Genomic DNA, 10,552 nt, shown 5'->3' with positions numbered 1-10,552 from the left:
GTTTGCGGGACCGGCTGCCGACGGCCGGCTCCGCGCGCGGTGTCCCCGAATGGAGTCGGTCGTGAATACGTTGCATTTGGCGGCGAAGCCCGTACCCGGACGCCGGGCACATGCGCTCACGCTGCGCATCTTGCTTGGCATGCTGTTCGCGCTTGCATCGTTTGCCGTCTACGCGGTCGACGAGTCCGACCTGCTGCCACCTGAAAGCGCCTTTCCCCTGAACGTGTCGCTCAGCAGCCCGCAGCAAGTCGATCTCGACTTCGATACCCACAAGGGCTACTACCTCTATCGAGACCGCTTCAGCTTTGCAGTGGATGGCACAGCGGTCAAGCCCGACGTGCTGCCGCCCGGCGAGCTCAAAAGCGACCCGACTTTCGGCATGGTCACGGTGTATCACCAGCCACTGGGTCTTCGCATCACGCTGCCTCGCGCAATTGCGGCTGGCGGCGTCGCGTTGTCGGTGACGTCCCAAGGATGCGCGGACGCGGGCGTCTGCTATCCGCCGCAGACGCGCAACTTTCGCATTGATGCCGACGGAACGGTCATCCGCGCGGCGACCGACGATGGTCTCGGAGCCGCGTCTTTGCCGACAAGCACCGCAGACAACCGTCCCGCGCTGTCGGTGTTCGGGATCAACCTGCGTCCGGCAAACGGCATCACCCTGCTCGAGATGGCGGGCTTCCTGCTCGGCGGTTTGCTGATGGCGACGACGGTCTGCATGTATCCTTTGATTCCGATTGTCGCGGCCGTCATCGGCGGCGGCGCACGACCCGCTTCGCTGTGGCGTGGCTTCGGATTGTCGTTCGGTTACGTGCAGGGGCTCGCGCTGACCTATGCCGTGGCCGGCACCGTCGCGGCGCTCGCCGGGATGCCGCTCGTCGCGTTGACGCAACGAGCCTGGGTGCTAGCCGCGTTCGGTGCGCTGATGGTGGTGTTTGCGCTCGGCATGTTCGGCGTGTTCCGGCTGCAGGTACCCGCCAGCTGGCAGACCCGCTTCGCGGAGTGGAGCAGCGTGCTGCCGGGCGGACATGCGGCGCCCGTGTTCGTGATGGGCATGCTGTCGGCGCTGATCGTCGGGCCGTGCTCCACACCGGTTCTCGCGGGCGCGCTGCTCTATATCGCGAACAGCCGCGACGTTATCGGCGGAGCGCTGGCGCTCTATGCGATGGCGATGGGCATCGGGCTGCCGCTGCTGGCGTTCGGCACGTTCGGCGCACACGCACTGCCGAAGGCCGGGAAATGGATGGTCGCCGTGCAGAACACGCTCGGATTTATGTTGCTGGCCGCGGCGCTCTGGTTCGTTTATTCGCTGCTGTCTGACTGGCTGCTCATGACGCTGCTCGCGGTATTGTTTGCGAGCGCGGGCGTAAGGCTGCGCGCGATCGATCCGCTGCCGCCCGACGCACCTGGGATTCAGCGGGTCGGCAAGGCACTGGGGGTGTTGCTGCTGGTCGTGGGGATTGCAGAACTCCTGGGTGTTGTGTCGGGGCGTTTCGACCCGTTGCGGCCGCTGGGCGGCATCATGCAGACATCCGCGCCGGGGAGCGCGGGACAACAAGCGGCTGCGCGATTTGAAGCGATACGCTCGAATGTCGAGCTGGACCGCGCACTCGCGAACGCACACGGCCGGCCGGTGATGATCGACTTCTACGCCGACTGGTGCATCACTTGCAAGGAGCTCGAACGCTTCAGATTCAACGATCCAAGCGTAGTCGACGAATTCACGCACTGGACGCTGCTGCGTATCGACGTGACGAGCAACACGGCGGAACACGCCGCGATGCTGAAGCGCTTTGGGTTGTTCGGCCCGCCGGCGCTGATTTTCTACGGTAAGGACGGCCGGCCGGTGCCCGAGGCGCAACTAGCGGGGTTTGTCGGCGCGGACGAGTTTCTCGCGCATTTGCGCCAATGGAACCGATGAGCTCAGCGCGGGCATCGACGCGCTGTGTTCGGCCGAAAAATCGACCGGGCACGCGATCTGAAGGACGCGTTACCCGGTTAAGCAGGTCAAGGCGCGACCTGCTTCATCGAATGGATGCTGTAGAAGCCGGCGACTGGCATGACTGCAACGATGCCGTCGCCCGGCGCGCCAACATGCGTCACTCTCATGATCGCGTCGACGAGTGCATCAACGTCCGACGCCCGCGTAAAGATCTCGATCTTCAGGTGTTCGGTTTCCCAATGGTCCGCATAGGGATTCAGATGGGCACCGAATCCCTTCACCCGCGTGATCGTGACGCCATGCGTATCGATGGCGTGGATCTCTTTCTCGAGCGCATCAAGGGTTTCCGGCCGAACGATCGCGACAACGCACTGTGCTTCCATGATCTGCTCGCGATAGGCTGAATGGTCAGGTTCTTTTCATATACGCACTGCACCAGCCTTTCGCGCTGACCTGCTTGCCGCCGAAGATGGTGCATGGCGCCATGGCGTCACCCGCCTTGCCCTGAAAGAGCTGGCAACTCGCGCAGGCCTGCCCCGCCTGAAACTTCGGAAACTTCGTCTTGTCGACCTGGCTCGCATCCCTTTTGTAGCCGAGCGCGACGGCGTTCGCGTCGCTTTCCTCTACGACACCGGAATCCGCATGGGCGTGGCGGCCCAACGTCGCCAATGAGGCGAGTCCGGCGGCGACCGAAATGAATGTACGACGGGTGATCTTCATGGCTGACATCCATTGGTGTTACATCGATTCGCCGGGGCGGATGGCTCCGCTAACGCTCGACGAGATAGTTGCGCATCAATCCCGAGTCCTCGTGCTCGAGCATGTGGCAGTGGTACAGGAACAGACCGGTGCGCTCGCCGAAATGGACGAGCGGGCGCACGCGCTCGCCCGGCATCATGAGCACGGTGTCCTTCCATCCATCGTCAACGTAGCCGTCCGATAGCGTGCGACGTGCATCCGCGAGATCCGCGCTGACGGTGCGCTCGAGCACGCGGAACTGCACGCCATGCACGTGAAATGCATGCGCCATCAGCATCATCGATTCGTCGTTGCGAAATTCCCAGACTTCGGTCGTTCCGGCCTTGACGGTCTCCGCCGGCGATACCCCGTCCATCTCGAACTGGCGCCCGTCGATACCCCACGTCATCATACCCATCGTGATGCCAAAGGATCTCGGCCGCATGAAGTTGCTCGCATCACGCGCACGGGCCGTGGGGATTTTGGCCAACGTCGCGGGCAACGCATCGCTCACGCGTTCGGGCCGGGTGACCTTAACCGTCAGCACCGGAAAGCGCTCCCCCATCGGCAGCGCAGTCCGCGTCATCATCCCGCCCATCGCGACGTCACCCGCGAACGCCTGGCTTTCGAGCGTCAGGACGGTTCCGGTGGGCTTGCCGCTGAAGTCGACCCATAGGTCGAGTCGCTCGGCCGGCGCCAGCGCAACGTAGCTGCGCCGGAGTGGCCTCTCGAGCAAGCCACCGTCCGTGCCGATCACGGTCAAACGTGAACCGTTGCGCCATGCGAGCTTGTAGACGCGGCTATTGGATGCATTAAGGAGCCGCAGCCGGTATGCGCGCGTGGCGACCGGGAGCACATAGTCCGGACGTCCGTTGACGAGGATCCGGTCGCCGAGGAAGCCCATCATCCGCGTCATCATGTCGTCCATGTTGCCCCCGGACAGGCCTGCGCCGGGGGCGCCGTTCATCATGCCGCGTCCCATCATTCCCCCGCCCATCATGCCTCGACCGCCCATCATTCCGCCGGCTCGCTGCGTCAGATAGACGAACTGATTGTCGCTGTCGATGTTGCGGTCCTGGATCATCAATGGCACGTCGTATATGCCACTGGGCAATGCGAGCGCCGCATCCTCGTCGTCTTCGACGAGGATGGACCCTGCCTGGCCTTGATAGATTTGTGCACCCGTGCGGCCGTCCGGATGGGCGTGGAACCAGTAGGTTCCCGCGCGGTTCAGGACGTCGAATTCGTACACGTAGCGCTGCTTCGTGGCAATCGCGTTGCGCGGATGCCCGTCCATCGAGGCGGGGACGAGCAGACCGTGCCAGTGGACGATCGTCGGTTCCGGCAGGTCATTGACGAATTCGATCCGCACTTTCTGGCCGCGGCGCACGCGCACCACGGGTGCGTAGCCATCGGAGAGAAAAGACAGGACGCGCGGATCGCCCTGCACGACCTTGCCGTCATAACGCCACACGCGCGTCGCGGAACCGGACAGCAGGTTCAGCCGATCTGGCTGAGCGTGCAGTTCGATCGACACATCAGGTACGAAAGACTGACCGGCGGCACGCGCATCCGACAACAAAAACGACGCAGGTGGCCGTGTGCCGACGGCAATCACGGCTGAGGCGAGCGACGCCCGCAGGAGCGTCCGGCGGGTGAGACGGTGGACGGTTGTCATCGTTCATCTCCGTGGCATGAGGCGCCCATCAGTACAAGGGCCGGCCAGTCATGAAGTGGGCAGCTCGACCGATTCCCACTATCCTTTCGGCGCCCACTTTGCATCGACGGCCGCCTGAATCCGCCCCGCATCGGTGACGCCCTCGCGCGTCATGGCGAACGCGATCTCCGCTGTCCCACGGCAGACGGCGCACGTGACGGCCATCTTGTCCTCGAAGCACTGGAGGTTCGAGCGATGCTCGCCGGTATTTTCACAACCGCACCAGCAATACAGCTGGTTGAGCGTGGCGGGAATCTGCGTGGCCACTCAGTACGCATGGCGCGTTTCGGGGTCGGGGAACTGCTCGGGCGCGAGTACGTGCGAAGCATCGTTGCGCCCGCTGGGGATGATGCGCAATCCATTAGACCGCAACATGCCGACGCGCCAGGTCGAGGTGCTCGTCGAAGATGCCTGCGCAGTGGCATGGGCGTGGGAGTGCCTCGATGAGACCATTTCAAACAAGATGGACGATGCGCCCGCTGCCAGCGCCGTTGGCACGAGCCAGAACAGGATGCGTCGACGTTTCCGGTCGATGTGGCCTGAGACGCCGAGGCGCCCGCACTCTGATGTTGCCCGATCAGCTTGGCGGTGTTTCATTTCAATCCCCTACGGCAAAGCACTACCGCGCCACGGTAAGGCGGGCATCAAGCGTCAATGAGCGCAACCGTCGCGGTCATTCATGCAGTGATGTCGAGCGAGTTCGCCGAACGCCTCGAAATGGGTCTTGCGCTTTGGCGCCCGAGCCATCGGTTCCGTTATCCGGCATGTCACAGCGAAGGGGCGCGCTTTCACGAGGTCGAGCGGAAGCACACCGCGACGGACCGGCGTCGAAGTCGGCGGAAATCAGCTCACTTTCGGGGGGCGTTGGGGCGGTTCCGGTGCGTACTGGGAGATCAGGACACGATTCACGGAAGCGTAGGGGCTTGGCGTGGCGAGGGAAATGAACGTCAGCGGCAGGGATGCAACAAAAGGCATTGCACAGGGCAGCCCGGCGTGACACGCCGTACCGGAAGCTGCAGTGTGCTCCTTTGAGTCACGCGTTTCACATGCCGTCCCTTTGTAATGGTGCTGCACTCGGACCGCGGATGTGGAAGACATAGCCGGACAGGCCCAGCTCGTCGCAGGGTAACCAAAAACTGGCAACCATGCGATCAGCATGATCGCGACGAGTCGGGTCAGGGATTTCATAAATTCAGTATAGGCGAGGCAGCTCGATGCCGTCATGGCGGCCACCCTGCGTTCAACATCATTTTTCCCTGCGCGACGTTCTTCCTTGCTTGCGAAGATGCGCAGAACTTCATCGCATCGCATCTTGACCTTCCGATCGTTGGAAGGTCTATATTGAGTCGGGCTTCGGCGAAAGGCCTTGACGTTGCCATCATTGGATCGTCTAAATTGAAATCGTACGAATGTGAGGCATCCCGTTCACGGAACACGACGAAGCCCGTATCGCGGCGTCGCGGACGTGAGAGTGCTGAAATTGCGAGATGTGCCATGAATATTGGGCAGGCAGCCAGCGCGTCGGGGGTCTCCCCCAAGATGATCCGCTACTACGAGAGTATCGATCTCCTCCAGGCTGCCGGACGGACCGGAGGGGGATACCGGATGTACGAGGGAGGCGATGTCCAGGTATTGCGCTTCGTTCATCAAGCGCGCACGCTCGGCTTTCCGGTCGAACAGATTCGATGCCTGCTCGCACTCTGGCGAGACCGCGATCGCGCAAGCGCGGAGGTCAAGAAGATTGCCATGCAGCACGTCGCCGAACTCGACGCACGAATCGCGGAACTCCTAGAGATGCGTGGCGCGCTCGCTTACCTTGCCAGCCATTGCACAGGCGATGCGCGCCCGGCGTGCCCGATTTTCGAATCAATTGGCGGCGATCAAGACGTTCGGCGGCTCGCACGTCAACCCGTGCATCCTTCGATACCGCCTACGTCGAACTCGCACAGCCGAGCGTCGCCGCGCAAGACGGAGGGAAGATCGTGAGACGGATCGTCAAACTAGTGCTGAGTTTTCTGATCGCGTGGCTGCCCCTCTCGGGCTTCGCCGCGCCCGCGCTGCTTTGTCCGCATCACGCGTCGCCAGTCGTCACTTCGCAACTCGCGTCGCACCAAGGCACGACGCCGATGGTCGACATGCATGCCGCGGCAGCGGGGGCGGCGCAGCACCATCAGCCCACCTGTCAAAGCTGCGCGGGTGCGCTGTCCTGCGTCATGTTCGCGCTTCCTGCAGCGACGTCCGTGCCTGTTCCCGCAATAGCTTCAACTACATACGCGCACCACAACACCCTACTGATATCGCAGTTCATTCCCGAGCTGCCTCAACGCCCGCCGCAAGCGCTCTAAGTTCCCACTGCCTCCCGATCTGAACCGCAGTTACGGTTCGATCGTGCTCGCCATGACACATCGGTTTAACGATTTCGCAATGACCTGCAATGACCGCAGGGTGAACTGGATGCATCGTCACACCTTCGATAGAAAGGATACGCCATGAATGCCAGACGCTTTGTTGTAATGCCGTTGCTCGTTACCTCTTTGCTGGCCGCGAACGGTTTAAGCATCGCGGCCGATTCGCACCCATCGACCCCGCCTCGGTCGGACGTGCACGGCCCGTCGATGATGGGCGGCCAGATGATGAACGATCACATGATGGGCGCAGCGATGATGCAGGGCTGCCCCATGATGATGGGTCAATTGCCGCCCGGCAACGAAAAGCTCGCGATGCAGATGCACGGCGAAATGATGAAGGCGATGGGCGACATCATGCTTAAGTACGCCGACAAGATTCAGACGACGCCAACGAAATAACCGGGCGACCATGCGCCTCCATCAACTCTCGGATTCCAAGGAAACATCATGAAATGCACAAAAACCATGCTTGCTACGGGCACCCTAGCGCTGCTCGCCCTTGCGACGGCCTATGTTGTGCTCCCACAGCTTCGCGCGCTCATCGTGAGTGCCGGCCCCTTCCTGCTGTTCCTGCTGTGTCCGCTGTCGATGCTCATCATGATGATAAGCGTGAATTCGCACAGCGAACCAGCTGCGTCGCCGGAGACCGAAAAGGGCCGTGTGCGTTCCGGCGATCTGCATACAAAACGCGGACCGGCGGCGGAAGCCACGGTCACTCGGCTGGGTTCCGACGGATCGACGTTCGGCTGCCGTGGCCGCAGTCATGAGCCTTCGCCCTCAAGTGCCAGCGGACGGCGTGCCGCGGCTATTTCGCGGAGTAAGAACCGATGTCCGGCAAGGGATCGACTGGGATTCACCCGCAGCGGCTCGACCAATGAATAGTTTTTAGCACGTCTTTTTGAAGGGAGGGGACCAATCGATGGGCATCTACGATCACTGCTTACTCCCGCGGCTGTGCGATCTGGCAATGCGCAATGCAGTGTTGACGCCGTACCGTAGGCCGTCGTTGGAGCCGCAACGGGCCGCGTTCTAGAAATTGGGGCAGGCTCGGGTCTGAATCTGCCGTTGTATGGCGAGAACGTGCGTGGTGTTCTCGCACTGGAGCCATCTGTGGAACTGGTGGAGATGGCACGTCGTCACGCGGCGGGCGCCAGCCCACCGGTCGATTTCCTGATGGCGTCGGCGGAATGCATTCCTCTTCCAGACCAGAGCATTGACACGGTGGTAAGCACCTGGACGCTGTGCTCGATCCAGGATGTCGGTAGCGCGCTGCGGGAAATCCGGCGCGTGCTGGCGCCGTCGGGCCGATTGCTGTTCGTTGAGCACGGTCTAGCGCCCGAGCCCGGCGTGCGCCGCTGGCAGGCCTGGCTGACACCTGCGTGGCGGTGCATGAGTGGCGGCTGTCATTTGAACCGTCCAGTCCGCTCGCTGATCGAACGTGGCGGGTTCCGGTTCGATAGAATCGATACGGGTACGCGCCCGGACCGAGATGCTTCACCTATTTCTATGAGGGAATTGCCAGAAAATACATAGTACGCAATAGATTTGTCGCAGTTGCGCGGCGATGTTGAACTGGCGACTGGCTTTCGCAATAGAGCATGAAGTCCTTGTCGCTCGAGCAAAGCAGACCGATCATAGACCCGCTCGTTCGGAGCAATTCCACCAAAAGCCAGAGCAATGGTGCTTGGACCACGGCGCGTTGCAGGCCTTTTTCGGCTTATCAAACCACGTTTGAAGAAGCAAGCCGGCACGCATGGGCCCGGTCGCCTTCTTCGACCTGCAAAGTCGCGTGACCGATGCCGAACTGCTCATGCAGTTGATCAGAGACATGCTGCACGAAGGCGTCGTCTGTCCCGGCATGGGGCCGCACAAGATGCGCTGTCAGCGCGATTTCCGTCGTGCTAAGAGGCCAGATATGCAGGTCATGAACCTCTCGAATGCCTGGCAGGGCCGCGAGAAAGGCCTGAACCTTGGCGGCATCGACGCCTTCTGGCACTTTGTCCAGCGCGAGATTCAGGCTGTCTTTGAGCAGGCCCCACGTTGAAAAAAGGATAAGCGCGGCGATGATTAGGCTCACTATGGGGTCGAGCCATGCCCAGCCGGACAGCAGGATGACAAGGCCCGAAACGACCACCCCCGCCGATACTGCCGCATCGGCAGCCATGTGCAGGAAAGCGCCTTTTACGTTGAGATCGCCCTTGCGTCCCTTGGCGAAAAACAGCGCAGTGACGCCGTTGACGACGATGCCCACAGCCGCCACGATCATGACGGTCTTGCCGCCGACCTCACCGGGCTGAACCCCTTGCACCAAGCGGCGCACGGCTTCGACTGTAATGCCGCCGACGCCGACCAACAGGACGACTGCATTAGTCAGGGAAGCGAGAATCGAGCTGCGGCCATAGCCATAGGTCCGGGTTTTCGTCGGATGACGCCGCCCCAGCCACGCGGCCCACCATGCCAGCAGCAGGCCGAGCACGTCTCCGAGATTGTGGGCAGCGTCCGCCAGAAGCGCGACGGAATGCGCGGCGAGGCCGTATACCACTTCCGCCACAACGAACCCCGCATTCAATGCCGATCCGAGCGCAAATGCTCCGTCGAACCCAGCAGGCGGGGCGTGATGATGATGACCTCCGGGGCCGTGTTCATGCCCGGCGGCGTCACGGCTGTGGTCATGCGTATGCTCATGATGATCGTGATCAGACATTGTGACTCTAATTCTTCCGAAAACGCGCGAAGTGTTTCAATCCGGCCTGAGCCCCGCAACAAAAGGACGGCCCGACAATTCTGGCGACGGTATATTGGCGCTGCGCCTAGAACGCCGATGCGCGGTTGGTCGAGCAGATCCGGGCCGACCGCATTCTCTCGATTGGGGTACGTTGGCGACATAAGTGCAGTCAACGTCGTCATCGCCGAACGGCACCCACCGGTCACCGACGCCCTCACGTTGGCCTGTGGCGGTGCGCAGCGTCAGGCCGTGGCACGGCGCGGTCTCGGCGGCCAATAGGCACGTTGCGCCGCCACTAGCACCGCACGCGCCTGCCAGCGAAGCGCTATGCCGTTAACGCGAGGCCAAAACTCTATGGAGCAAGACTTGTTCCATGAATCAGTATGGCCCGCAATGAGGTCCAGCGCCGTGTACGAAATAACGTTCGTATTGCCGCACAAAACCGACAACTTGCCTGTGCGCTCGCCCCGGCATCAATCCTAGAGTGAGCTGGGCAGTAATGCGATAACAGTGAAAGGGGCGACCCTTCGCGGGTTGCTGCGGCTTATATCGACGAGACGCTTTCGGCCAGCGCGATCAGCGCGTTGAGCATGCAACCAAAGCTTGCGCCCATGCCGATTAGGCCCACGAATACCGCCTCCTTGATGGGCCGCGCGCCGACCGACATACCTTTCCAGTAAAGGCACTGCCGCAAATAGCAGGGTCCGACTACTTGCGGCTGATGAAATTGCCGCCACAACCATGACTGTCTCGGCAGCAGAGCTGTAACCACAACGTGAAAATCAAGAACGAAAGCGCAAGCCAAACACCGACAAGGGCGAGGCGCCGAATGAACGAGTAGATGTCGCGCGCCATAGTGCAGGATGCAAGTCAGCGATCGGAACGGACCGGCTTTATCCGGCTGAGGATTCGGAAGGGCTCGTTAAAGTGATTGGCGGCCCTGTTCGAGGCGTGAGCTCGCAGACTTCGCTCGTCCACGAAGTCCAATCCATTAGAATGGCGATCGTGTTCACAGCGGGCAA

11 protein-coding genes and 1 pseudogene are annotated in these 10,552 nt (G+C 61.8%); 6 read left to right on the top strand and 6 right to left on the bottom strand.

What is annotated here, in order from left to right; all coding sequences use genetic code 11:
- The first annotated feature begins 49 nt into the window (after positions 1-49).
- Positions 50-1,921, top strand: a complete 1,872-nt coding sequence (gene dsbD / locus LDZ27_RS26545) for a protein-disulfide reductase DsbD (RefSeq protein ID WP_244818527.1) — start codon at positions 50-52, stop codon at positions 1,919-1,921.
- Between the two features lie 86 nt (positions 1,922-2,007).
- Here dsbD and LDZ27_RS26540 read toward each other — a convergent pair whose 3' ends face one another.
- The 4 genes from LDZ27_RS26540 to LDZ27_RS26525 all read right to left on the bottom strand — a co-directional run bounded on the left by LDZ27_RS26540 (position 2,008) and on the right by LDZ27_RS26525 (position 4,664).
- Positions 2,008-2,325: a P-II family nitrogen regulator gene (locus tag LDZ27_RS26540; RefSeq protein ID WP_008343508.1), complete on the bottom strand. Its 318-nt coding sequence runs from the start codon at positions 2,323-2,325 to the stop codon at positions 2,008-2,010.
- A 25-nt stretch (positions 2,326-2,350) separates the two neighbouring features.
- Entirely contained in the window at positions 2,351-2,662 is a 312-nt protein-coding gene (locus tag LDZ27_RS26535) for a high-potential iron-sulfur protein (RefSeq protein ID WP_008343510.1), read from the bottom strand.
- A 49-nt stretch (positions 2,663-2,711) separates the two neighbouring features.
- Positions 2,712-4,358 (bottom strand): multicopper oxidase family protein, encoded by a 1,647-nt coding sequence (locus LDZ27_RS26530; protein WP_008343511.1) that lies wholly within the window; start codon positions 4,356-4,358, stop codon positions 2,712-2,714.
- A gap of 78 nt (positions 4,359-4,436) precedes the next feature.
- Complete coding sequence (locus LDZ27_RS26525) at positions 4,437-4,664, bottom strand: hypothetical protein (RefSeq protein WP_008343513.1); 228 nt, start codon at positions 4,662-4,664, stop codon at positions 4,437-4,439.
- 1,227 nt (positions 4,665-5,891) lie between these two features.
- Here LDZ27_RS26525 and cueR point away from each other — a divergent pair.
- The 5 genes and pseudogenes from cueR to LDZ27_RS26500 all read left to right on the top strand — a co-directional run bounded on the left by cueR (position 5,892) and on the right by LDZ27_RS26500 (position 8,376).
- On the top strand, positions 5,892-6,383 hold the full coding sequence (gene cueR / locus LDZ27_RS26520) for a Cu(I)-responsive transcriptional regulator (RefSeq protein WP_083909420.1): 492 nt from the start codon (positions 5,892-5,894) through the stop codon (positions 6,381-6,383).
- A complete protein-coding gene (locus tag LDZ27_RS26515) occupies positions 6,380-6,742 on the top strand; it encodes a hypothetical protein (protein WP_008343516.1) in 363 nt (120 codons plus the stop codon). Before cueR ends, LDZ27_RS26515 begins: the two co-directional genes overlap by 4 nt.
- A 144-nt stretch (positions 6,743-6,886) precedes the next feature.
- Entirely contained in the window at positions 6,887-7,204 is a 318-nt protein-coding gene (locus LDZ27_RS26510) for a hypothetical protein (RefSeq protein ID WP_035472901.1), read from the top strand.
- Between the two features lie 48 nt (positions 7,205-7,252).
- Positions 7,253-7,687: a DUF2933 domain-containing protein gene (locus LDZ27_RS26505; protein WP_083909421.1), complete on the top strand. Its 435-nt coding sequence runs from the start codon at positions 7,253-7,255 to the stop codon at positions 7,685-7,687.
- Positions 7,688-7,724: 37 nt separating this feature from the next.
- Positions 7,725-8,376 (top strand): annotated as a pseudogene (locus LDZ27_RS26500) (class I SAM-dependent methyltransferase).
- A 149-nt stretch (positions 8,377-8,525) separates the two neighbouring features.
- On the opposite strand, the gene LDZ27_RS26495 reads toward LDZ27_RS26500, so the two are convergent.
- Both LDZ27_RS26495 and LDZ27_RS28905 read right to left on the bottom strand, forming a co-directional pair.
- Positions 8,526-9,509 carry a cation diffusion facilitator family transporter gene (locus LDZ27_RS26495; RefSeq protein ID WP_083909422.1) on the bottom strand — a complete coding sequence of 328 codons (984 nt, stop codon included), beginning with the start codon at positions 9,507-9,509 and terminating at the stop codon, positions 8,526-8,528.
- Positions 9,510-10,074: 565 nt separating this feature from the next.
- Positions 10,075-10,197, bottom strand: a complete 123-nt coding sequence (locus LDZ27_RS28905; protein ID WP_255751474.1) for a hypothetical protein — start codon at positions 10,195-10,197, stop codon at positions 10,075-10,077.
- Positions 10,198-10,552 lie beyond the last annotated feature (355 nt).

It is taken from the genome of Caballeronia sp. Lep1P3, assembly GCF_022879595.1.
Lineage (GTDB): Bacteria > Pseudomonadota > Gammaproteobacteria > Burkholderiales > Burkholderiaceae > Caballeronia.
This window is presented reverse-complemented; position numbering and strand designations above follow the sequence as displayed.